Raw genomic sequence first — 23,515 nt, forward strand, 5'->3', positions numbered from 1 at the left:
TGGCGTAATGACGCTTCTGGATTGGCCCAACGCTGTAGGCATGAGCGGAGGTGAGATGCCCACGAGGCGAAAACGAACTGGCTTAGGCGTCCCAGGGATTGAACACCGTCACGCCTGTATCGTCGAAGTCGGCAACATTGCGCGTCACAAGAATGAGATCATGGACAAGAGCGGTAGCCGCGATGAGGGTATCGGCGCTGCCTCGTGTACGGCGGGCGGTGATGCGGCCCCAAGTTAACGCGACATCTTCCGTGACGGCGAGAATACGATCGGCATTGTCGCGCCGAAGCTCCCGTAGCCACAGATCGAGGCGTGTTGCCTTTTCGGAGTCGACCTTGCGTAGCTTGATGATCCCACGTTCGATCTCTCCAAGCGTGATGACGCTGAGGCTGACCGAGGTCGGATCCACCGAAGCCAGCCATTCGGTTGGCTTGGGTAGTCGCCTCTGCACATCCGAAACGATGTTCGTGTCGAGCAGATACATCAGAGATCGACGTCCCGGATCATCGTCTCCGAGCGGCGGCTGACCTCTTCGGCGAAATCATCGTCCCAAACCGGACCAGTCAAAAGATATTCGGCCAACGACTTCTTCTTTCCGGCCAGGCGGTCGTAATCCTCGGCGGAAAGCACCACTGCGGCGCGCTCGCCGCGCAACGTCACCGTCTGCGGTCCCTCGCTGCGCGCACGCTGAACCACCTTGGAGAAATTGTTCTTTGCGTCCTGAAGGTGCCAGTTCATTGAATGCCCCCTAGCTAGCTTGGCTAGATATAACATTCGCCCGATGATGCGGCAAGGAATGCCGTGTTGGCGTCTGGGGCCTAACGGCTACCAAAAATCGCCGAGCCGACCCTGACGCTGGTAGCGCCGAAGGCGATGGCCGTTTCGTAGTCGCCGGACATGCCCATGGATAGCTTTTCGACTCCGGCCTCGCGCCCAAGCTTCTCCAGCAGCGCGAAATGCGGGCCGGGATTTTCGTCTGCCGGGGGGATGCACATCAGGCCTTCGATGGCGAGGCCGTGGACATCGCGGCAGCGGGTGACGAAAGCCACGGCATCGCGCGGTTCGATGCCGGCCTTCTGCGGCTCGGAGCCGGTGTTGACCTGGACATAGAGTTTCGGCGCGCGGCCTTGCCGGGCCATTTCCTTGGCGAGTTCGGCGGCGATCTTCTCGCGGTCGACCGTCTCGATGACGTCGAACAGCGCGACCGCCTCTTTCGCCTTGTTCGATTGCAGCGGACCGATCAGGTGCAGTTCGATGTCGGGGAATGCCAGCTTCAAATCCGGCCATTTGCCTTGCGCTTCCTGGACGCGATTCTCGCCGAAGACCCGCTGGCCGGCCTCGATCACCGGCTGGATGTCGGCGGCGTCAAAGGTCTTGGAAACCGCGACCAGCGTCACGGCACCGGCCTGGCGAGCGGCCTCCTGCTCGGCGGCGGCGATCCTCGCCTTGACCGCGAAAAACTGCTGAACGGTGTCACCCATATGCAAATCCCGCTGTTTTGACCCGCGTTTTTAACCGCCGCGATGCCCATATGGTTGACGGGTTTGCCAAACCATGGTGAACACCCGGACCACATTCCCTGAACCGCCGAGCCAGTCGCCCGCGGTTCGCGCCTGCTTTTAAGTGAAAAACGTCCCATGGCAACCGAACGATACAATCCGCGCGCGTCAGAGCCCAAATGGCAGAAGGCCTGGGCCACCAAGAAGCTTTTCGAAGCGCACAATGACGACCCGAAGCCTAAATACTACGTGCTGGAAATGTTCCCCTATCCGTCGGGGCGCATCCATATCGGCCACACCCGCAACTACACGATGGGTGACGTGGTGGCGCGCTACAAGCGGGCCAAGGGGTTCAACGTGCTGCATCCGATGGGCTGGGACGCCTTCGGCATGCCGGCCGAGAACGCGGCCATGCAGAACAAGGTCCATCCCAAGGAATGGACCTACCAGAACATCGCCACCATGCGCGAGCAGCTCAAGGTCATGGGCCTGTCGCTGGACTGGGCACGCGAATTCGCCACCTGCGACGTCGACTACTATCACCGGCAGCAGATGCTGTTCCTGGATTTCGTCGAGAAAGGACTGGTGACGCGCAAATCCTCCAAGGTCAATTGGGACCCGGAGGACATGACCGTGCTCGCCAACGAACAGGTCATCGACGGGCGCGGCTGGCGCTCCGGCGCGCTGGTCGAGCAGCGCGAGCTGACGCAGTGGTTCTTCAAGATCACCGATTTCGCGCAGGACCTGCTGGATTCGCTCGACGGCCTCGATGAATGGCCCGAAAAAGTGAAGCTGATGCAGCAGAACTGGATCGGCCGTTCGGAAGGCCTGCTGATCCGCTGGCCGCTCGCCTCGGACATTGCGGGCGAGCATGAGCTGGAAGTCTACACGACGCGGCCCGACACTATTTTCGGCGCCTCCTTCATGGCCATCGCCGCCGATCATCCGCTGGCCAAGAAAGCCGCCGAGACCAATCCGGAGATGGCGAAGTTCATCGAGGAGGTCCGCCATATGGGCACTTCGGTGGCGGCGCTGGAGACGGCGGAGAAGAAGGGGTTCGACACCGGCATCCGCGTCGTCCATCCCTTCGACGACAGCTGGACGCTGCCTGTCTATGTGGCCAATTTCGTTTTGATGGAATACGGCACCGGCGCCATCTTCGGCTGCCCGGCGCATGACCAGCGCGACCTCGATTTCGCCAACAAATACGGCCTGACGGTGGTGCCGGTGGTGATGCCGGAAGGCGAGAATCAGGCGACCTTCCAGATCATCGACGTGGCCTATGGCGACGACGGTGCGATGATCAATTCGCGCTTCCTCGACGGGATGAAGCCGACCCAGGCTTTTGACGAAGTGGCCAGGCTCCTGGAACAGAAGACGATCGGCAACCGGCCGATGGCCGAGCGCAAGGTGAATTTCCGCCTGCGCGACTGGGGCATTTCGCGCCAGCGCTACTGGGGCTGCCCGATCCCGATGATCCATTGCGAGGATTGCGGCGTGGTGCCGGTTCCAAAGGCCGACCTTCCGGTCAAGCTGCCCGACGACGTCGATTTCGACCGGCCGGGCAATCCGCTCGACCGGCATCCGACCTGGCGGCACGTGAAATGCCCGCAATGCGGCAAGGACGCGCGCCGCGAGACCGACACGATGGATACGTTCGTCGATTCGTCCTGGTATTTCGCCCGCTTCACCGCGCCCTGGGCGCACGAGCCGACCGATCCCAAGGCGGCGAACGAATGGCTGCCGGTCGACCAGTATATTGGCGGCATCGAGCATGCGATCCTGCACCTGCTCTATTCGCGCTTCTTCACCCGCGCCATGCGCGAGACCGGCCATGTCGATCTCGCCGAGCCCTTCAAGGGCCTGTTCACGCAAGGCATGGTGGTGCACGAGACCTACCGGGTCGGTTCGGCATCGAATGGCCGCTGGCTGGCACCGACCGAGGTGCGGCTGGAGGAAGTCGACGGCAAGCGCCGCGCCATCGACATCGCCACTGGCGAAGCGGTCACCATTGGCCCGCTGGAAAAGATGTCGAAGTCGAAGAAGAACACGGTTAGCCCGGAAGACATCACCGACGGCTACGGCGCCGACACGGCGCGCTGGTTCATGCTGTCGGACTCACCGCCCGAGCGCGACGTCGAATGGACCGACGATGGCGCCGCCGGCGCGCATCGCTTCATGCAGCGCATCTGGCGCCTGGTGTCGACAGCGGCCGAGACGCTGGCGGGCGTCAAGCCTGCCGCGGCCGGCGCCGGCGAGGCGGGAGCGGTCTCGAAGGCCACGCACAAGATCCTCAAGGCAGTCGGCGAGGACATCGAGAAGCTCGCCTTCAACCGCGCCATCGCCCGCATCTATGAACTGGCCAACGTGCTGACCACACCGCTCAACGAGGTGGCCGAAGGCAAGGCCGATCCGGCGCTGCAAGGCGCCTGCCGCCAGGCCGTGGAGATCCTGGTGCATCTGATCGCGCCGGTGATGCCGCATCTGGCCGAAGAGTGCTGGGAGACGCTCGGCGGTACCGAACTGGTCGCCGAACGGCCGTGGCCGGTCTTCGATCCGGCGCTGGTCATCGACAACGAAGTCACCTATCCGGTGCAGGTCAACGGCAAGAAGCGGGGGGATTTGACAATTGCCCGCGACGCGGACCAAGGTGCGGTCGAAAAAGCGGTATTGGCTCTCGACTTCGTGCAGAAAGCACTTGAAGGTAAGGCTCCGCGCAAGGTGATCATCGTGCCGCAGAGGATCGTCAATGTCGTTGCCTGATCGGGAAAAGACAGAGCTGAGCCGTTTGCTGCGCCGTGTGGCGCTTGCCGGCCTTGTCGGGTCGCTCGCGCTGGTTTCGGCCTGCACGGTGCGGCCGCTCTATTCCAGCGCGCCGCTGACGACGGGTTCGAGCGCCAATGCCGAACTGGCATCGATCGCCATCAAGCCGGTCAAGACGCGTTATGCCCAGCAGGTGCGCAACAACCTGATCTTCGGCTTTGGGCGCGGTGCCGGCGAACCGGCATCGCCGCTTTATTCGCTTGATCTCAGCGTCTCCGAAGCCGTTGAATCCTCCGCCCTCGTGCAGGTCGGAACCGATGAGGACGAGCCGACAGCCGGTTCGGTGACACTTACCGCCAGCTATACGCTGACCGATGCGAAAACCGGTGTCGTCATCACGGTCGGCAAGCGCGCGATCACCTCCTCCTTTGACAGGCCGCGTCAGGAATTCGCCTCGTATCGGGCGCAGATCGACGCCGAAAATCGCGCCGCGCGCGAACTGGCCGAGGCCCTGCAACTGTCCATCGCCCAGGATCTGGTCCGGCACGGCAAGGCGGCCAGCTGACGCCGCTCTTCGTTTTTACGAAGACGCCATCTCGATCCTTGCGTCAGGCCTCCCGGTAGCAGCCGGGCGCCCTTTTTTTGCGCGCTTTTTAGCCCGACGCAGGGATGAGCGAGTGATCGCCGAATGACGATCAACGGCTCGAATCCCGATCACTCCATATCGTCGTGAAAGATACGTTTCAGTTGCTTTAGCGGCGCTCAAGGGAAGCAACTGTTAACCACTCGCTCCCTATTGCTCAGCAGACGTTTCAGAGTGAGTCTTGAGAATGGAATCCAAGCGTTTTCCCCGGGTCAATTCATTGAAGGCAACCTCGCCCGACGACCCCGGAGTAGAGCGTTTCAGCGGCAGGAGCGACAAGGCGGATAGCCAGCGGACCGGAGCGGCCAAGGCCGGCAGTTCCCAGCCGCCCGTTCATCTTGGTGGCAACGAAAGCCCCGCCTGGCAGGATTATTTCTTCCTGGCGCCCAATGTGCGGTTCACGCGCACGCCGGACTATGACGCCAGCACAAACAATACGCGGCACGAGCAGGTTGCCGTCGAGGAAAGTGAACCCCTGACGCCGCCGACACAGCACGCAATCGCCCGTCCGACTGCGGCACTCCAAGCCGGCTCGTCCTCGCCATCGCCTATGAGAAACCCCGCTCTGGAAGCCGCCCGGCCTCTCGCAAGCAACAGGGTGGCGACTCATGAAAGGCAGGCTGCCACTGCCCCTGTATCCGCCCGGCCAGGGCATGCCGGTGAAAAGGCGCGCACTGTTGCCCCGGCGGGCTCCAGGACGGCGGTAACGGCACGCGCATACACGCCGGCAGCGTCTGCCCGCGAGGTTGCGTCACAGGTCAGAACACAAGGCCGCGGAAATGCACGCTGGCCCTACCTGTCGGATCACGTCTTCTTCGAACTCATGGCGCCCTACATGATCGAGAGCCCGTTGCCGGCGCCACGGGCGGTCCCGGTTCCGCGGCCGGCCGCGCCGGTTGTCCCACCACGGGTGGATATCCGCGCAACGCCCACGGATGACCCGACGGCGTTGTTTCGGGTCATCGAGTGGCTTCCGGGCCTGCAAGCCCCATCCTCCTTGCCGGATGTCCGTCCGGCCAATTCGAACGAAGCCGCGAGCAACGCGCCGCAGGATGCCCGGACAGCGGCTGCGGGTCCCGTCGCCGCGACAAGCAACGCCGTTCAGGTCCAGGCCGCGCAAGGCGCGGAGGAGACTGTGCAGGCTCCAGCCTTGCGGGCATCCGCGACGCTGCCCAGGGTCGGCAAGATCGTGCCGGCCACGACGGGCGAGGCATACGAACTTCCCTCCGAAGAGCTGCTGCAGCAGCCGCCGGAAGGGCAGGGCTTCTACATGTCGCAGGAGCGGCTCGAGCAGAATGCCGATCTCCTGGAAAGCGTGCTCGAGGATTTCGGCGTCAAGGGCGAGATCATCCACGTTCGCCCGGGTCCGGTCGTGACCCTCTATGAGTTCGAGCCGGCGCCGGGCGTCAAATCGTCCCGCGTCATCGGTCTTGCCGACGACATTGCCCGCTCCATGTCGGCGATTTCGGCGCGCGTCGCCGTCGTGCCGGGCCGCAACGTCATCGGAATCGAGCTGCCGAACGAGACGCGCGAGACGGTCTATTTCCGCGAGCTGATCGAATCGCAGGGTTTCCGAAAGACCAGCTGCAAGCTGGCGCTTTGCCTCGGCAAGACGATCGGCGGCGAGCCTGTCATCGCCGAGCTGGCGAAGATGCCGCATCTGCTCGTTGCCGGCACCACCGGCTCGGGCAAGTCGGTTGCCATCAACACCATGATCCTGTCGCTGCTCTACCGGCTGAAGCCGGAAGAGTGCCGGCTGATCATGGTCGATCCCAAGATGCTGGAGCTCTCCGTCTATGACGGCATCCCGCATCTTCTGACGCCCGTCGTCACCGATCCCAAGAAGGCGGTCACCGCGCTCAAATGGGCGGTGCGCGAGATGGAGGATCGCTATCGCAAGATGGCGCGGCTCGGCGTGCGCAACATCGACGGCTACAATGAGCGCGCCGCCCAGGCCCGCGACAAGGGCGAGGCGGTCGTCATGACGGTGCAGGCCGGCTTCGAAAAGGGCACCGGCGCGCCGCTCTTCGAGCAGCAGGAAATCGACCTTGCGCAGATGCCCTACATCGTCGTCATCGTCGACGAGATGGCCGACCTGATGATGGTCGCCGGCAAGGAGATCGAAGGCGCCATCCAGCGCCTGGCGCAGATGGCGCGCGCGGCCGGCATCCACCTGATCATGGCGACGCAACGCCCCTCGGTCGATGTCATCACCGGCACGATCAAGGCCAATTTCCCGACCCGTATCTCCTTCCAGGTCACGTCGAAGATCGACAGCCGAACCATCCTGGGCGAGCAGGGCGCCGAACAGCTGCTTGGCCAGGGCGACATGCTGCACATGATGGGTGGCGGACGCATCGCCCGCGTGCACGGCCCCTTTGTGTCCGACGCGGAGGTCGAGCATGTCGTGGCGCACCTGAAGGCGCAGGGCCGCCCGGAATATCTGGAAACCGTGACGGCCGATGAGGACGAGGAAGAGGCCGAGGACGACCAGGGCGCGGTCTTCGACAAGGGATCGGTCGCCGCCGAGGACGGCGATTCCAGCTATGACGAAGCGGTCAAGGTGGTGTTGCGCGACAAGAAGTGTTCGACGTCCTACATCCAGCGCCGGCTCGGCATCGGTTACAACCGCGCCGCTTCCCTGGTCGAACGCATGGAGAAAGAGGGATTGGTCGGCGCGCCGAACCATGTCGGCAAGCGCGAGATCACCATGGGGCGGCGCCCGCCGGTGGCCGCGCCCGACGACGACGGCACGGACTGATCGGCAGCCTTTCGGTGGTGTTCTTCCTCTGAAAATAAAAAAGGCCGGTTGCCCGGCCCTTTTTCATGGAAGCAGTGCGACCTCAGCCGATCTTCTGGCCGGTCTTGGCCCAGTCGGCGAGGAAGGTGGCGAGGCCCTTGTCGGTCAGCGGATGGTTGACCAGCGCCTTCAGCGTCGCCGGCGGCGCGGTGACAACGTCGGCACCGATCAGGGCCGCCTGCTTGACGTGGTTTACCGTGCGCACCGATGCGGTCAGGATCTCGGTCTGGAAATCGTAATTGTCATAGATCTGGCGGATCTCCTGGATCAGCTCCATGCCGTCCGAGCCGGTGTCGTCAATGCGGCCGACGAAGGGCGAGATGAACGAGGCGCCGGCCTTGGCGGCGAGCAGCGCCTGGTTGGCCGAGAAGCACAGCGTGACGTTGACCATGCGGTTCATCTGGGTGCGGATCGTCTTGCAGGCCTTCAGGCCGTCCAGCGTCAGCGGCACCTTGATGCAGACATTGGGCGCGATCTTGGCCAACACCTCGGCCTCCGCCATCATGTTCTTGTATTCGGTCGCCACCACTTCGGCTGAAACCGGACCTTCGACGATATCGCAGATCTGCTTGGTGACGTCGGCGATCTTGCCGCCGGATTTCAGGATCAGCGACGGGTTGGTGGTGACTCCGTCAAGCAGTCCCAGATCGTTGAGCTCACGGATATCCTTGATATCGGCGGTATCGACAAAAAATTTCATGGCGGTCTCCTGACGATTTCGTCGTGCTTGGGAAGGCACGTTCAGCGTTGCTCTTTGATCTAGACCAAAGTCGGGGCAAGGTCACGCCTCATGATCGAAGATTCGCCCTTTGTCGCAGCCGCACCGGTGCTGGTGCCGATGCCTGCCGAACGCCCTTACACTTATGCCGTGCCGGCCGGCATGCGCGTGGTTCCGGGGTCGATCGTGCGCGTGCCGCTCGGCCCGCGCCAGGTCGCCGGCATCGTCTGGGACGGCGTGGTCGAGAACATCGACGCGAAAAAGCTGCGCCCGATCGAACAGGTTTTCGACTGCCCGCCGATCGACCGCGCCATGCGCCGCTTCGTCGACTGGGTGGCGCAATACACGCTGTCGGCACCGGGCATGGTGGCACGCATGCTGCTGCGCGCGCCGGAGGCCTTCGACCCCGAGCCCTGGATCGAGGGGCTGCAGCGAACGCTCCTCGTTCCCGACCGGATGACGGATGCGCGGGCGCGCGTGCTGGAGACGGCCGAAGGTGGGCTCGCCTGGACGCGATCCGGCCTGGCGCATGCGGCCGGCGTGTCGTCGACGGTGATCGAGGGGCTGAAGGCGCAGGGCGTGTTCGAGACGGTGATGATCCCGCCGCGCCCCGTGGTGGCCGCTCCCGACCCAAGCTATGCCGTGCCGGAGCTGATGCCGGATCAGAGCGACGCAGCATCGATGCTGCGCGCCAACGTCGCGGCCGGCGCCTTCAATGTCGCGCTGCTCGACGGCGTCACCGGTTCGGGCAAGACGGAGGTTTATTTCGAGGCGGTGGCGGCGGCGCTCGACCAGGGCAAGCAGGTGCTGATCCTCTTGCCGGAAATCGCGCTGACCCACGCTTTCCTAGAGCGCTTCCAGCAGCGCTTCGGCGCCAAGCCGGGCGAATGGCATTCCGACCTGCCGCCCAGGATGCGCGAAAAGGTCTGGCGGCAAGTGGCTGAGGGCACGGTGCGCGTCGTTGCCGGCGCCCGATCGGCTTTGTTCCTGCCTTTCAAGGAACTTGGCCTGATCGTGGTCGACGAGGAGCACGACCCGGCCTACAAGCAGGAAGACCGCGTCTTCTACAACGCCCGCGACATGGCCGTGGTGCGCGGCCATATTGGCGGCTTTCCGGTCGTGCTGGCGTCGGCGACGCCATCGGTCGAGAGCCGGGTCAATGCGAGCCAGGGCAAATACAACAGGGCCGTCCTTTCCGCCCGTTTCGCCGAAGCGGCGCTGCCGCAGCTGAGGTCGATCGACATGCGGCGCGCGCCGCCGGCGCGCGGCGGCTTCCTGTCGCCGGTGCTGATCGACCATATGCGCCGGACGCTGGAAAAGAAGGAGCAGTCGCTTTTGTTCCTCAACCGGCGCGGCTATGCGCCGCTGACACTGTGCCGGGTGTGCGGTCACCGTTTCGGCTGCCCGGTGTGCTCGGCCTGGCTGGTCGAGCATCGTTTTCGCGGCCAACTGGTCTGCCATCATTGCGGGCACAATGAGCGCCGCCCCGAGGCCTGCCCGGAATGCGGCACGCTCGACCATCTGGTCGCCTGCGGACCGGGCGTCGAGCGCATCGCCGAGGAGGTGGTCACACATTTCCCCGATGCGCGGACAATCGTCTTGTCATCGGACCTGATGGGCGGCGTGCGGCGGCTGCGGCTGGAGCTTGAGGCGATCGCCGATGGCGAGGCCGACATCGTCATCGGTACGCAACTCGTCGCCAAGGGCCATAACTTCCCCAACATGACCCTGGTCGGCGTCGTCGACGCCGATCTCGGTCTCGCCAATGGCGATCCGCGCGCCGCCGAGCGAACCTTCCAGCTGCTCAGCCAGGTGACCGGCCGCGCCGGGCGCACCGGCAAGAAGAGCCTCGGCCTGCTGCAGACCTTCCAACCCGACCATCCGGTGATGCGGGCGATCGTCTCGGGCGATGCCGAGGCTTTCTACGAGCGCGAGATCGCCGAGCGCGAACGGGCGGCCTTGCCGCCCTTCGGCCGGCTGGCCGGCGTCATCGTCAGCGCGGTGACGCGGGCCGAAGCCGAAGGCCATGCACGCGGGCTGCGCCGTGCCGCTCCGGAGGCATCGGACCTGTTTGTATTGGGACCGGCGGAAGCGCCACTGTCCCTGCTCGGCGGCCGCCATCGCTTCCGCCTGCTGATCCAGGGTGAACGCCGCGCCGACATGCAAGGTTTTATCCGGGCCATGCTGGCCAATGGGCCAAAACAGCGCGGTTCGGTCCGGGTGCAGGTCGACATCGATCCGCAGAGCTTTTTGTAAAATGGGATCGACTAGTCGAAGCCTGGCGGGTCTTGCAGTATATTCCAGCACAAAACGTCAAGCGCTTCAAAATGCCTGACGTTTGTAGTGACCACGGTAAGTCCGTTAACCGCCGCCGTAGCAGCGATCAGTGTGTCCGCCAGGCCCGGGTTCTTCCCTTTCGCAGAGGCTGCTTCCTCCATTCGACCCGCTCTTCGAGCTATATCGGCGTTGATCCCTAGAATTTGATCTGCGAATCCTTCGATCGTGTCATTGAGCCAGACAGTGAGGCTATCCACTCGCCCCTTGGCCCCAGCACGATCGAGCTTGCGTATGCCTTTCTCGATTTCGGTGATTGCAATTACCGGTATGAAGAGCGTTTGCTTCTCACCTTGCGTTACGACCCAATTGGCGACGTCTTTCGCAATTGGCGGCCCGCCGGGCGCGAACGCGGACAAAATGGACGTGTCGAGAAGATAGCCGCTCAAAGATCGATGTCCCTCGACGGCGACTCGTTCCTTTCAAGCTCGATCCCTCCCGGATAGGTCAGAAGAAACTCTCCGAAGTTTCGTCGCTTGGCTGGATAAAGCTTTCGTAAGTCCTCGACCGAAACGACGGCCGCCGCCGGCTTGCCGTGCTTTGTGATGATGGTGGGCTCGCCGCTCTCCGCAGCCTCGACCAGCGCCGAGAACCCTGCCTTGGCCTCCCGAACCTGCATTGTTTTCACGGCAAATCTCCTTGTGGTCTCATGTGGTCATAATATAGGAATTGCACGTGCGAAGGAACAACCCATCATGAAAACCCTTGGCCTTCTGGGCGGCATGAGCTGGGAATCGACCGCCATCTACTATCGGCTGCTCAACGAGATCGTGCGCGAGCGGCTTGGCGGGTTGCATTCGGCGAAACTGCTGCTCTGGTCGTTCGACTTCGCCGAGATCGCCGAGCGGCAGCATCATGGCGATTGGGATGGTGCCGGCATGCTTCTGGTCGAAGCCGCGCGCAAGCTCGAAGCGGGCGGCGCGGAAGGGCTGCTCTTGTGTACCAACACCATGCACAAGCTGGCTGACCAGGTGCAGGCGTCGCTATCCATTCCGCTGATCCACATCGCCGACGCCACCGCGGTGGCGATCAAGCGCGCCGGCATGCAGCGCCCGGCGCTGCTGGCGACGCGGTTCACCATGGAACAGGATTTCTACAAGGGCCGGCTGGCCGACAAATACGGCCTCTCACCCGTGGTGCCCGATGCCGCAGGGCGCGACATGGTGCATCGCGTCATCTATGACGAGCTCTGCCGAGGCATTGTCAGCGACGCTTCGAAGACTGCCTATATCGAAGAAGCCGAACGTCTGCGCCGTGAAGAGGCCGCCGACAGCCTGATCATGGGCTGCACCGAGATAACCATGCTGATCGGGCAGCGAGATTTCGACATTCCCGTCTTCGACACGACGCAGATCCATGCCGAGGCGGCCGTGGAATTCGCTCTGGGTTGATGCATCTCCGCTAAAGTGCCCAGAGCTATCTGGCGCGGCGTTTTTCCTCCGGTAGAATGCCCGCAATTTCAAAATAGGCATTTCGAGGGGACAAAATGGATTTTGCGCTTCCATGGCCGACGAGCCAGGGCGAATGGCTGGCTTGGTCGAGTGCGGTCTTCACGGTGCTGCTCGGCCTTCTGTTTTTCCTGGCGCCGGGCCTGGCCTTTCGCATCCTGCGCCTGCAGGCCAAGCCCGAGAAGGCGGCGGCGATCGCCGAGGGGCGCGGCAGGATGTCGGGCTTTTATCTTGGCGTCGGCCTGTGCTGTATCCTCCTGGCGCAGCCGCTGATTTACATGGCGCTCGGCTTCTCCTGGCTGTTCACCGCCTTCGGCCGGCTGCTGTCGATGATGTCCGACGGCGCCAACACACCTTTCAATTGGGTTTCCATTGTGGTGGAATTGGCCCTGGCGGCATTGCCGCTTGCCTTTGCCTTCGGCTTTGTGCCCTGAATCCAAGGGTATTCCGGCGCGCAAGACCCGAGTCTTTCGCCGGATGCGACAATAGTGCCTGAAAAGCATGCGGAACGACGCATTGCGGTCTTAAAATGCCTGTGCTAGACGGCAATCGACTTTCGGCCGGGGATAGCGGAAGCCGCGCCTCCGTGCTTGAGAAAATGCAGTAAGGTCAAAGATTTAGCCAGAGTTTTTGCTCGCGCCAACAATCTGCGGCCTGTCAGACAAGAGAAAAGACGGTCCGTGGCTCAATCGTCATCGCCAATCTCAGGTGTCGCAGAACGCTATGCGGGTTCGCTGTTCGAACTCGCCCTGCAGGCAAATTCCGTGGCCAAGGTCGAGGCCGACCTCAACAGTTTCGAAGCGCTGCTCGCGGGGAGCGCCGACCTGACCCGGCTGATCAACAGCCCGGTGTTCTCTAGCGAGGATCAGGCCAAGGCCATCGCGGCGATCGCCGACAAGGCCAAGATCACCGGCCTCACCGGCAATTTCCTGCGCGTCGTCGCACGGAACCGCCGCTTGTTCGCCGTGCCCGGTATGATCAAGGCGTTCCGCCAGATAGCGGCCGAACACCGCGGCGAAACCGCTGCTGAAGTGACGTCGGCTCATGAGCTGACCGCCGCCCAGCAGACAGAACTCAAGGCGGCGCTGAAGAGCGTTGCCGGCAAGGACGTGGCCATCTCCGTCACCGTCGATCCGTCGCTGCTTGGCGGGCTGGTGGTCAAGATGGGCTCGCGCCAGATCGATACGTCGCTCAAAACCAAACTCAATTCGCTCAAGCTTGCACTGAAAGAGGTCGGCTGATGGACATCCGCGCCGCGGAAATTTCCGCAATTCTGAAAGACCAGATCAAGAATTTCGGCAAGGAGGCAGAAGTCTCCGAAGTCGGACAGGTGCTGTCCGTCGGTGACGGTATCGCCCGCGTCTACGGCCTCGACAACGTCCAGGCCGGCGAAATGGTCGAATTTCCCGGCGGCATCCGCGGCATGGCGCTCAACCTCGAAGCCGACAATGTCGGCGTCGTCATCTTCGGCGCCGACCGTGACATCAAGGAAGGCGATACCGTCAAGCGCACCGGCGCCATCGTCGACGTTCCGGTCGGTCCGGGCCTGCTCGGCCGCGTCGTCGACGCGCTCGGCAACCCGATCGACGGCAAGGGCCCGATCAAGGCGACCGAACGCAAGCGCGTCGACGTCAAGGCGCCCGGCATCATTCCGCGCAAGTCGGTGCATGAGCCGATGTCGACCGGCCTCAAGGCCATCGATGCGCTGATCCCGGTCGGCCGCGGCCAGCGCGAGCTGGTCATCGGTGACCGCCAGACCGGCAAGACCGCCATCATCCTCGACACCATGCTCAACCAGAAGTCGGTGCACGACAACGGCCCCGAGAAGGAAAAGCTGTACTGCGTCTACGTCGCCGTCGGCCAGAAGCGCTCGACCGTCGCGCAGTTCGTCAAGGTGCTGGAAGAGCGCGGCGCGCTCGAATATTCGATCATCGTCGCCGCCACCGCTTCCGATCCGGCGCCGATGCAGTTCCTGGCGCCGTTCGCCGGCTGCACCATGGGCGAATATTTCCGCGACAACGGCATGCACGCGCTGATCAGCTACGACGATCTGTCCAAGCAGGCCGTCGCCTATCGCCAGATGTCGCTGCTGTTGCGCCGCCCGCCGGGCCGCGAAGCCTATCCGGGCGACGTCTTCTATCTGCACTCGCGCCTGCTTGAGCGCGCCGCCAAGCTCAACGACGATCTGGGCAATGGCTCGCTGACGGCCCTGCCGGTCATCGAAACGCAGGCCAACGACGTGTCGGCATACATCCCGACCAACGTGATCTCGATCACCGACGGCCAGATCTTCCTCGAAACCAACCTGTTCTTCCAGGGCATCCGTCCGGCCGTCAACGTCGGCCTGTCGGTGTCGCGCGTCGGGTCCTCGGCGCAGATCAAGGCGATGAAGCAGGTTGCCGGCTCGATCAAGGGCGAGCTCGCGCAGTACCGCGAAATGGCGGCCTTCGCGCAGTTCGGCTCGGATCTCGACGCCGCCACGCAGCGCCTGCTCAACCGCGGATCGCGCCTGACCGAACTCCTGAAGCAGCCGCAGTTCTCGCCGCTGAAGACGGAAGAGCAGGTCGCGGTGATCTTCGCCGGTGTCAACGGCTATCTCGACAAGCTGCCGGTCAACCAGGTCGGCAAGTTCGAGCACGGTCTGCTCAGCCACATGCGTGCGGCGGGCAAGGACGTTCTCGACGCCATCCGCAAGGAAAAGGCGCTGTCGGACGATCTGCGCGCCAAGCTGAAGGCAGAGATCGACGCTTTCGCCAAGACCTTCGCCTGAGCGAAGCGACAAGACGGGATCAGGTTTGAAGCATGCCTTCATTAAAAGACCTTCGTAACCGTATCGCCTCGGTCAAGGCGACGCAGAAGATCACCAAGGCGATGCAGATGGTCGCCGCGGCGAAGCTGCGCCGTGCGCAAGAGGCCGCGGAAGCGGCGCGCCCCTATTCGGAGCGCATGGGTTCCGTGCTGGCCAACATCACCCAGGCGATCGGCGGCGGTGGCGATGCCCCGGCGCTGATGACCGGCACCGGCAAGGACGACGTGCACCTGCTGGTCGTCTGCACGGCCGAGCGCGGCCTGTGCGGCGGCTTCAATTCGCAGATCGCGCGCCTTGCCCGCGATCACATCCGCCGGCTTCTGGCCGACGGCAAGCAGGTCAAGATCATCTGCGTCGGCAAGAAGGGTTTCGACATCCTGCGCCGCGACTATGCATCGATGATTCTCGACCGCATCGATCTGCGCGAGGTGAAGACGCTCGGCTTCGTCAATGCCGACGCGATCGCCAAGAAGGTCATCCACCTTTTCAACGACGGCGGCTTCGACATCTGCACGCTGTTTTATTCGCAGTTCAAGTCGGTGATCAGCCAGGTTCCGACCGCGCAGCAGATCATTCCGGCCGGCGTCGCTTCGGCTCCCGCCGAGGCGGTGGATGGGGGCAGCGCCGTCTATGAGTACGAGCCGGAGCCGGGCGAAATCCTGTCCGACCTCATCCCGCGCAACATCTCCGTGCAGATTTTCCGCGCGCTGCTTGAAAACGCGGCCGGCGAAATGGGTGCCAAGATGAGCGCCATGGACAATGCGACGCGCAACGCCGGCGAGATGATCAACAAGCTGTCGATCACCTACAACCGTCAGCGGCAGGCGCAGATCACCAAGGAACTGATCGAAATCATTTCGGGCGCCGAGGCGCTCTAGGCGCGGTCCGTGGGCCATCTGGCCCGCGACCGGACCGCGTGAGAAACAAAGGACGAAAAAGGGTAAAGACGATGGCGAAAGCAGCGACCCCCAAGACGGCAGCCCCCAAGGCCGCAGCCGCGAAGACCGCAGCCCCCGCGAAGGCGGCCAAGGCTCCGGCAGCCGCCGCGAAGGCAGCTCCGGCAAAGACGGCGGCAGCGCCGGCCAAGGCCGCCGCGGCCAAGACATCGGCAGCGGTTGCCAAGGCAACCGGTGTTGTCGGCAAGGTCCGCCAGGTCATCGGCGCCGTCGTCGACGTGCAGTTCGGGGATCACCTGCCGGCGATCCTGAACGCGCTCGAGACGACCAATGTCGGCAACCGTCTGGTGCTCGAGGTTGCCCAGCATCTGGGTGAAAACACCGTGCGCTGCATCGCCATGGACTCCACCGAGGGTCTGGTGCGCGGCCAGGAAGTGCGTGACACTGGCGCGCCGATCACCGTGCCGGTCGGTCCGGGCATGCTCGGTCGCATCATCAACGTCATCGGCGAGCCGGTCGACGAAGAGGGCCCGGTCGACGCAATCGAAATGCGCTCCATCCATCAGCCGGCTCCGACCTATGTCGAGCAGTCGACGGAAGCGCAGATCCTGATCACCGGCATCAAGGTGCTCGACCTGCTCGCTCCCTACGCCAAGGGCGGCAAGATCGGCCTGTTCGGCGGCGCCGGCGTCGGCAAGACCGTGCTGATCCAGGAACTGATCAACAACATCGCCAAGGCCCATGGCGGCTATTCGGTGTTCGCCGGCGTCGGCGAGCGCACCCGTGAGGGCAACGATCTCTATCACGAGTTCATCGAATCCGGCGTCAACAAGAAGGGCGGCGGCGAAGGCTCCAAGGCGGCCCTCGTGTACGGCCAGATGAACGAGCCGCCGGGCGCGCGCGCCCGCGTCGGCCTGACCGGCCTGACGGTCGCCGAATATTTCCGCGACCAGGGCCAGGACGTGCTGTTCTTCGTCGACAACATCTTCCGCTTCACGCAGGCGGGCTCGGAAGTGTCGGCTCTGCTCGGCCGTATCCCGTCGGCCGTGGGCTATCAGCCGACGCTCGCCACCGACATGGGCGCGCTGCAGGAACGCATCACCACCACCACCAAGGGCTCGATCACCTCGGTGCAGGCTATCTACGTGCCCGCCGACGACTTGACCGACCCGGCGCCGGCGACCTCGTTCGCCCATCTTGACGCGACGACGACGCTGAACCGCGCCATCGCCGAAAAGGGCATCTATCCGGCGGTCGATCCGCTGGATTCGACCTCGCGCATGCTCGACCCGATGGTCGTCGGCGAAGAGCACTATGCCGTCGCTCGCCAGGTGCAGTCGATCCTCCAGCGCTACAAGTCGCTGCAGGACATCATCGCCATCCTGGGCATGGACGAGCTGTCGGAAGAGGACAAGCAGACGGTTGCCCGCGCCCGCAAGATCGAGCGCTTCCTGTCGCAGCCGTTCTTCGTCGCCGAAGTGTTCACCGGCGCGCCCGGCAAGCTGGTCGATCTCGCCGACACCATCAAGGGCTTCAAGGGCCTCTGCAACGGCGACTACGATCACCTGCCGGAAGCTGCCTTCTACATGGTTGGCGGCATCGACGAAGCGGTCGAGAAGGCACAGCGCCTGGCGGCTGAAGCAGCTTAATCAAGGGAATAGGGAGTAGTCAGTAGTCGGTAGTGAATAGCAGGCGGGTGACCGGGCATTTGCCCTTTCTCCCCACTTCCTACTCACTATTCCCTACTCACTAAATCGACATGGCTGAAGCTTTCAAATTCGAACTGGTCTCGCCGGAGCGCCTGCTGGTTTCCGCCGAGGTCGAATCCGTCGTCATCCCGGGCGCCGAAGGCGAGATGACCGTGATGGCGCATCACGCGCCAGTCATGACCACGATCAAGCCGGGTGTCGTCACGGTGAAGACCACTTCGGGCGGCGAAGAACGCTATGTCGTGTTCGGCGGTTTCGCCGACATCGTTCCGGCCGGCTGCACGCTGCTGGCGGAATCAGCGGTGGCGGTGAAGGATGTCGACCGGGCGGATCTCGCCCGCCGCATCCAGGAAGCCAAGGAAGATGCCGCCGACGCCAAGGACGACCAAGCGCGCAGCAAGGCGGAGCAGTTCCTCAGCCAGCTCACCACGCTGGAAGGCGCGCTTATCCCGGCCTGAAATTCAGTTCAGATGACTTGATGAAAAGCGGGGCCTTGCCCCGCTTTTTTGTTTAAATGCCCAAGGCGGCGAAGGCCAATGTCGGGCCATCGCGTCGCAAATGCACCAGATGCACCGCCGTGAGTTCAATCAGCGTCTGGCGCTCGGCGTGATCCCCGGCAAAGCCGGCCAGGTCGAACACTGCCGTCACGGTTTCGTTCGCCGGCAGCTGCTGGTCCAAAAGCGCCGTCAGGGCCGCGTCGAGCGGATCGGTGAAATGGTTTTCGGGCAAGGTCTTGCCGCGCGCGGCACAGGCGGCAATCCAGGCCGCCACCACCAGCGTGAGATGCACGAACTCGGTACCCGCTTCGAGGCACTCGATGGCGGACGCGATGATGCGCTGTGGGAGTTTCTGGCTGCCGTCATTGGCGATCTGCGCCGTGCGATGGGCGAGCGCGGTGTTGGAAAAACGCTCGGCAAGCTCGGCTGTGTAGGTGGATGTATCGAGCCCGGCGTCCTCCGGCAATGTCGGGATGGCTTCGGCCCAGAGCCCGTCGACAAATTGCCGGATCGCCGGATCGGCAAAGGCCCGGTCGACCGTGGCGTGGCCGCTGAGCAGGCCGAGATAGGCGATGCCCGAATGCGCTCCGTTGAGAAGCCTGAGCTTCATGTCCTCGAAGGGGCCGACATCGCCGACCATGGTGACGCCGAACTTTTCCCAGGCCGGCCGGCCGGCGGAAAAATTGTCCTCGATCACCCATTGGCGGAAGGGCTCGGTCATCACGGGCCAGGCATCGTCGACACCGAGTTCGCCAGCGACGCGTGCCCGGTCGGCGTCGGTGGTTGCCGGCACGATCCGGTCGACCATGCTCGACGGAAACGCGACCTGGCTTGCGATGTGGTCGAAGAGTCCGGGAACCTCCGCCGTGGCAAGCCTGGCATCGCGCAGCGCGGCGAATTCGGTCAGCAGCCGATGCAAGGTGGCGCCATTGGCTGGCAGGTTGTCGCAGCACAGCACGGTGAAGGGCGGGGTGCCGGCTGCCAGTCGTTGAGCCAGCGCCTCGGCGAGAAAACCATGCGCCGTCTTCGGCATTCGCGGATTTGCCAGATCGTGGGCGATGTCGGGGTGAGCGGCGTCCAGCCCGCCGCCCGCGGCCCTGAGATAGGCCTTCTCGGTGATGGTCAGCGTGACGATGCGGGCGCGCGGATCGATCAGCGCGGCCAGCACCGCGGCCGGATCTTCCGGCGCCACAAGCATCGACTGAATCGAGCCGACGACGCGCAGCTCCTCCGCGCTACTGCTGCGGACCGCCAGCGTATAGAGCCCGTCCTGCGGCCCCAGCGCATCGCGCGTGTCGGGGCTGCGCAGGGAGACGCCGACGATGCCCCAGTCCGTCTCGCCCGCCGCCAGGCAGTCGTCGACATAGGCGGCCTGATGGGCTCGGTGGAAGGCACCGACGCCAAGATGCACGATGCCGGGCGCAACGCGGCCGCGGTCATATGCGGGGATTTCGGCGGCCGCGGGCAGCAGTTGCAGCGTTGCGTTGGACAGATGGCTTCTGGTCATCACGATACCGGGGCTGAGGGCTTTGGGGACGCGGCCGATGACAGGCGGCGTAACACCTACGCCCGCCTGCCGCAAGGATGCCGCTTTGCCGGGGCACGTTGACATCGCGTTGGCCCAAACGTACCGATACCCAACTGGAAGGAGCTGCTTTCCCATGGTCGCGCTGATCGATCCGGACCTGCTTTTTCCGCCTGAAGCGCATTCGCGCTCGCTTGCCCGCGACCTCTATGTGGGGGTCAGGAACCTGCCCATTGTCAGCCCGCACGGCCACACCGATCCGCGCTGGTATGCGCTAAACGAGCCGTTCCCGGATCCGGCACAATTGCTCATCGTGCCCGACCACTACATCTTCCGCATGCTGTTCAGCCATGGCGTACGGCTGGAGGATCTCGGCGTGGCGACCCTGGACGGCGCCCCGGTCGAGAGCGACGGCAGGACGATCTGGCGGCGCTTTGCCGAGCACTATTACCTGTTCCGGGGCACGCCGACCCGGCTGTGGTTCGACCATGTGCTGGCGCACCTGTTCGGCATCGAGGAGCCGCTGAGCGCCGAGACCGCCGACCGTCATTACGACACGATCGCGACGCTGCTGCAGTGGGAGAATTTCCGTCCGCGCGCCTTGTTCGAGCGCTTCAACATCGAGGTGATCGCGACGACGGAAGGCGCGCTCGACGACCTCAAATGGCACCAGATGATCCGCGACAGCGGCTGGGAGGGCCGTGTCGTCACCGCCTACCGGCCGGACGCGGTTGTCGATCCCGATTTCGAAGGGTTTGCGGCCAATCTCGACCGGCTGGGCGAGATCACCGGCTGCGACACCGGCGGTTGGGCCGGCTATCTCGACGCGCATCGCCAGCGGCGCGCCTTCTTCAAAGGCTTCGGCGCGACCTCGTCCGACCACGGCCATCCGACAGCCGAGACCGCCAACCTTTCCGATGCGGCGGCCGAGGAACTGTTCAACCGCATTCGCCGCGGCTCGGATGACGAGCGCGAGCGAAAACTGTTTCGCGCCCAGATGCTGACCGAGATGGCCAAGATGAGCAGGGATGACGGGCTGGTGCTGCAGATCCATCCTGGCTCCCAGCGCAATCATTCGGCTTCCGTTTTCCAGAAGTTCGGCCGCGACAAGGGCTTCGACATCCCGACACGGACCGACTACGTGACGGCGCTGAAGCCGCTTCTCGACTGCGTCGGGCTGGAGCGCGACCTGACCGTCATTCTCTTCACGCTCGACGAAAGCAGCTATGCGCGCGAGCTGGCGCCGCTGGCCGGCGTCTACCCGGCACTCAGGCTCGGTCCGGCCTGGTGGTTCCATGACAGTCCGGAAGGCATGCGCAGGTTTCGAGAGATGACCACGGAGACGGCGGGCTTCTACAACACTGTCGGCTTCAACGACGACACTCGCGCCTTCCCCTCGATCCCGGCCCGTCACGACGTGGCGCGGCGGGTCGACTGCGCATTCCTGGCGCGGCTGGTCGCCGAGCATCGGCTGCGCGAGGACGAGGCGCATGAACTGGCCGGGGAATTGGCCTATACGCTTGCCAAGAAAGCCTATCGGCTTTGACGGGACGTGCCTGGCTGGCGTTGGCCGGCCATTGACGGCAAGGAGATGACGATGACGAAGATATTCGCCCATGCCGGCGAGGCGCCCTGGACGCCGACGCCCGACGGCAACAGGCGGCGCGTTCTCCTCTCCACCGATGAATTGATGCTGGTCGAGTTCGGCTTCGACAAGGGCGGTGTCGGTGCGCTGCATTCGCATCCGCATGTCCAGTCAAGCTATGTCGCCGAGGGCCGCTTCGAGGTGACCATCGACGGGCTGACGGAGATCCTTGAGGCCGGTGGCAGCTTCATCGTGCCGTCCGGCCTGGTGCATGGCGTCAGGGCGCTGGAAGCGGGGCGGCTGGTCGACAGTTTTGCGCCGTGCAGGGCCGATTTCCTCGCCTGAGGGCGCTATCCGGGGAGGGTCACGGTTCAGCTTCCAGCAGCGGCAGGCCGGCCAGCTCCAGCCTGATATGCCCACGCTCGGGCCGCAGCAGCCGGATCGGTGCGCTTTTCTCGTCAAGGCGCCTGCGCAGAAGGATGAGCCTGGTTTCAAGATTGTCCTTGATATCAGGAAGCCGCAGCGTTGCGTCCCGCCTGATCTCGCGATTGGAGAAATCGCGGCGTCCCGTGGCGAGGAAGGTGCGGACAAGGTGGATCAGGAGCCGCCCGGGGACGCCTTTGATCAGATAGTCGTCGTCGATAAAGACACTGTCGTCGAAAGCGAAATATCTTATCTTGAACGCGGGTGCTCCGGCCTGATCCGAGGCATGTCCGCCTTGTGCCGACTTCGCGAAGGCATTGGCTTGGTGGCCACCTTCCAGTTCGGCAAGCCGCAACCCCGCGGCCAGTTGGCTCGCAACCAGCATCAGGGCATCCTCATCCTGATGGCCGAAAGCGAAACTGGCCTCGGACTCGACAAACAGCACGCCTCGCAATTTTCCCTGGGCAAGCATCGGCACCGCCATCTGGCTGCGCGGACCGGCAAGTCCGGGAAGCGGGATATGGCGTGTGCGCTCGGACGCCGAAAGTATGGCTGAGGCATAGCGTTGGGAACGCCGCAGGTCACAGATACGAACCGGCTGGCGCGTGGCGGCCGCGATGCCGATCACGCCTTCACCAAACGCGATCTCCGCGCCGACACCAAGGCTGCTGTATCCGCGACTCGCCAGGGTGCTTAGCCGCTGGGCGGTCTCGTCGGGCACCAGAACCATCGCATGCCGATAGTCGAAGCTGTTCTCAAGTCCGGCCAGCGCCTTGTCCAGCATAACATCGGCATCGGCTTCCGAGCCGATGGCGGCGGCAAGAAGCGCGGCCTTGGGCAGGTGGTTCGTTGTCGCGGGGACCGGATTGCGATGTTCAGGCGGGACGGCGCCGACCACCGCGCGGCAATCGCGCACGAAGTACAAGTCGGCGCTGCGCAGTTTCATGATCCCCGCCATTCCCTGTTGCGCACTCATCACCGAAAGATGCGATTTTATGCGTTCGAACAGCTCGCCATGGTCGAGCGCATGCAGGAATTCCAGATCGAGTATGTGTTGGACGCCGCTTCGTCCATCGACGACCATCAGCGTGGCGACGCCGCTGGCGCGCACATTGGCGGCCGTCTTGGAAAAGAACTGGTTCGAAAGCGCGACATGGCTCTCATCGACGTAATAGACATGAGACAGATACGAGATGTTGGGTATGCCGTCGCCATCGCTGGTCGCGATCACCGATGGGATGACGCCTTCAAAACTGTCGCGGATGTCGCTGAGGGAGATCATGGCGAGTGTGTCCGGAGCCTCTCGCCCGCACCGGGTCCGGGTGACTGCGAAAAGACATCGGTGGGCCGAAAACGGATGCGAAGCAGATCACTGTCGACGAGGGTATGAGAGAGTTGATGCCGGGTCACGCCAAGCGCTTCCATCACCACCAGCATCTCGGAAATGTAGTTTTGCGCTTTCGCCCTGTCGGCATCGTCGGCCGGTGACACCGCCAGGATGCGGCCCTTGATCTGGACGGCGCGATAGTCGTGCGGGCGTACCATCGTGACCGCCACCGGTGCATCCAAGGCGGCGTTCTCGACAACTTCGGGCCATTGGGCCCGCGATACGAGCACGTCGATACATCCGAGGCTCGCGACATGCGCGGCGCCGGTGCCGCGGCCGATGGCTGGGCGAAACGCGGCATTGCGTGTGGATATGAGAATCATCACCGGACCTGCGAGCAGGTCGTCTATTTCCTTGCTGATCAAGGCCGCCCCATTGCCTACATGCAAACAGTCTAATCGGATAGGAAAGTTTTAGGAACAGGCATGCTGCTTAGGAAGCATTTAGGAAGCATGTTCTTCAGCCCTTGACTAGAAGGC

General features: G+C 63.7%; 22 protein-coding genes. 13 read left to right on the plus strand and 9 right to left on the minus strand.

Going from position 1 to position 23,515, the window contains the following annotated elements; all coding sequences use genetic code 11:
• Positions 1-82: 82 nt before the first annotated feature.
• From EB815_RS06385 to EB815_RS06395, 3 genes are all read right to left on the minus strand, one after another.
• Positions 83-484 (minus strand): type II toxin-antitoxin system VapC family toxin, encoded by a 402-nt coding sequence (locus EB815_RS06385; protein WP_065005498.1) that lies wholly within the window; start codon positions 482-484, stop codon positions 83-85.
• Complete coding sequence (locus EB815_RS06390; RefSeq protein ID WP_056575098.1) at positions 484-738, minus strand: type II toxin-antitoxin system Phd/YefM family antitoxin; 255 nt, start codon at positions 736-738, stop codon at positions 484-486. Before EB815_RS06390 ends, EB815_RS06385 begins: the two co-directional genes overlap by 1 nt.
• A gap of 80 nt (positions 739-818) precedes the next feature.
• Positions 819-1,481, minus strand: a complete 663-nt coding sequence (locus EB815_RS06395; protein WP_056575101.1) for a YggS family pyridoxal phosphate-dependent enzyme — start codon at positions 1,479-1,481, stop codon at positions 819-821.
• 156 nt (positions 1,482-1,637) lie between these two features.
• On the opposite strand from EB815_RS06395, the gene leuS reads away from it, so the two are divergent.
• The 3 genes from leuS to EB815_RS06410 all read left to right on the plus strand — a co-directional run bounded on the left by leuS (position 1,638) and on the right by EB815_RS06410 (position 7,666).
• Positions 1,638-4,262 carry a leucine--tRNA ligase gene (gene leuS, locus EB815_RS06400; RefSeq protein WP_065005499.1) on the plus strand — a complete coding sequence of 875 codons (2,625 nt, stop codon included), beginning with the start codon at positions 1,638-1,640 and terminating at the stop codon, positions 4,260-4,262.
• A complete protein-coding gene (gene lptE / locus EB815_RS06405; RefSeq protein ID WP_056575107.1) occupies positions 4,249-4,827 on the plus strand; it encodes an LPS assembly lipoprotein LptE in 579 nt (192 codons plus the stop codon). The genes leuS and lptE overlap by 14 nt, the downstream gene beginning before the upstream one ends.
• A 265-nt stretch (positions 4,828-5,092) precedes the next feature.
• Positions 5,093-7,666, plus strand: a complete 2,574-nt coding sequence (locus tag EB815_RS06410) for a DNA translocase FtsK (RefSeq protein WP_065005500.1) — start codon at positions 5,093-5,095, stop codon at positions 7,664-7,666.
• A gap of 82 nt (positions 7,667-7,748) precedes the next feature.
• Here the strand turns inward: EB815_RS06410 and fsa are convergent, their stop codons facing one another.
• Complete coding sequence (gene fsa, locus EB815_RS06415) at positions 7,749-8,405, minus strand: fructose-6-phosphate aldolase (RefSeq protein ID WP_056575113.1); 657 nt, start codon at positions 8,403-8,405, stop codon at positions 7,749-7,751.
• Between the two features lie 90 nt (positions 8,406-8,495).
• On the opposite strand from fsa, the gene EB815_RS06420 reads away from it, so the two are divergent.
• Positions 8,496-10,679: a primosomal protein N' gene (locus EB815_RS06420; RefSeq protein ID WP_056575116.1), complete on the plus strand. Its 2,184-nt coding sequence runs from the start codon at positions 8,496-8,498 to the stop codon at positions 10,677-10,679.
• A gap of 11 nt (positions 10,680-10,690) precedes the next feature.
• Here the strand turns inward: EB815_RS06420 and EB815_RS06425 are convergent, their stop codons facing one another.
• Both EB815_RS06425 and EB815_RS06430 read right to left on the minus strand, forming a co-directional pair.
• On the minus strand, positions 10,691-11,146 hold the full coding sequence (locus tag EB815_RS06425) for a type II toxin-antitoxin system VapC family toxin (RefSeq protein ID WP_056575118.1): 456 nt from the start codon (positions 11,144-11,146) through the stop codon (positions 10,691-10,693).
• Positions 11,143-11,385: a type II toxin-antitoxin system Phd/YefM family antitoxin gene (locus tag EB815_RS06430; protein ID WP_056575120.1), complete on the minus strand. Its 243-nt coding sequence runs from the start codon at positions 11,383-11,385 to the stop codon at positions 11,143-11,145. Before EB815_RS06430 ends, EB815_RS06425 begins: the two co-directional genes overlap by 4 nt.
• Before the next feature lie 67 nt (positions 11,386-11,452).
• Between EB815_RS06430 and EB815_RS06435 the strand changes: the two genes are divergently transcribed.
• The 7 genes from EB815_RS06435 (at position 11,453) to EB815_RS06465 (ending at position 18,077) form a co-directional block, all read left to right on the plus strand.
• The gene (locus tag EB815_RS06435; RefSeq protein ID WP_056575122.1) at positions 11,453-12,148 is read left to right on the plus strand and encodes an aspartate/glutamate racemase family protein; all 696 of its coding nucleotides are present in this window, start codon (positions 11,453-11,455) and stop codon (positions 12,146-12,148) included.
• Positions 12,149-12,243: 95 nt separating this feature from the next.
• Positions 12,244-12,639 (plus strand): DUF4345 family protein, encoded by a 396-nt coding sequence (locus tag EB815_RS06440; protein WP_056575124.1) that lies wholly within the window; start codon positions 12,244-12,246, stop codon positions 12,637-12,639.
• A gap of 246 nt (positions 12,640-12,885) precedes the next feature.
• Complete coding sequence (locus EB815_RS06445) at positions 12,886-13,446, plus strand: F0F1 ATP synthase subunit delta (RefSeq protein ID WP_056575126.1); 561 nt, start codon at positions 12,886-12,888, stop codon at positions 13,444-13,446.
• Positions 13,446-14,975, plus strand: a complete 1,530-nt coding sequence (atpA, locus tag EB815_RS06450) for a F0F1 ATP synthase subunit alpha (RefSeq protein WP_019861845.1) — start codon at positions 13,446-13,448, stop codon at positions 14,973-14,975. Before EB815_RS06445 ends, atpA begins: the two co-directional genes overlap by 1 nt.
• A gap of 32 nt (positions 14,976-15,007) precedes the next feature.
• A complete protein-coding gene (locus tag EB815_RS06455) occupies positions 15,008-15,892 on the plus strand; it encodes a F0F1 ATP synthase subunit gamma (protein ID WP_056575131.1) in 885 nt (294 codons plus the stop codon).
• A 71-nt stretch (positions 15,893-15,963) separates the two neighbouring features.
• A complete protein-coding gene (atpD, locus tag EB815_RS06460) occupies positions 15,964-17,559 on the plus strand; it encodes a F0F1 ATP synthase subunit beta (RefSeq protein ID WP_056575132.1) in 1,596 nt (531 codons plus the stop codon).
• Positions 17,560-17,669: 110 nt separating this feature from the next.
• A complete protein-coding gene (locus EB815_RS06465; RefSeq protein ID WP_056575134.1) occupies positions 17,670-18,077 on the plus strand; it encodes a F0F1 ATP synthase subunit epsilon in 408 nt (135 codons plus the stop codon).
• 52 nt (positions 18,078-18,129) lie between these two features.
• Here EB815_RS06465 and EB815_RS06470 read toward each other — a convergent pair whose 3' ends face one another.
• A complete protein-coding gene (locus EB815_RS06470) occupies positions 18,130-19,623 on the minus strand; it encodes a mannitol dehydrogenase family protein (RefSeq protein WP_081295011.1) in 1,494 nt (497 codons plus the stop codon).
• Positions 19,624-19,777: 154 nt separating this feature from the next.
• On the opposite strand from EB815_RS06470, the gene uxaC reads away from it, so the two are divergent.
• Together uxaC and EB815_RS06480 are read left to right on the plus strand one after the other, a co-directional pair.
• Complete coding sequence (gene uxaC, locus EB815_RS06475; protein ID WP_056575143.1) at positions 19,778-21,187, plus strand: glucuronate isomerase; 1,410 nt, start codon at positions 19,778-19,780, stop codon at positions 21,185-21,187.
• A gap of 45 nt (positions 21,188-21,232) precedes the next feature.
• Positions 21,233-21,571, plus strand: coding sequence for a cupin domain-containing protein (locus tag EB815_RS06480; RefSeq protein ID WP_056576442.1), 339 nt, complete (start codon positions 21,233-21,235; stop codon positions 21,569-21,571).
• A 19-nt stretch (positions 21,572-21,590) separates the two neighbouring features.
• Here the strand turns inward: EB815_RS06480 and EB815_RS06485 are convergent, their stop codons facing one another.
• Positions 21,591-22,931: a GAF domain-containing protein gene (locus tag EB815_RS06485; RefSeq protein ID WP_056575146.1), complete on the minus strand. Its 1,341-nt coding sequence runs from the start codon at positions 22,929-22,931 to the stop codon at positions 21,591-21,593.
• Positions 22,928-23,401 (minus strand): hypothetical protein, encoded by a 474-nt coding sequence (locus EB815_RS06490; RefSeq protein ID WP_056576444.1) that lies wholly within the window; start codon positions 23,399-23,401, stop codon positions 22,928-22,930. The genes EB815_RS06485 and EB815_RS06490 overlap by 4 nt, the downstream gene beginning before the upstream one ends.
• Positions 23,402-23,515 lie beyond the last annotated feature (114 nt).

The organism is Mesorhizobium loti, from assembly GCF_013170705.1.
Lineage (GTDB): Bacteria > Pseudomonadota > Alphaproteobacteria > Rhizobiales > Rhizobiaceae > Mesorhizobium > Mesorhizobium loti_D.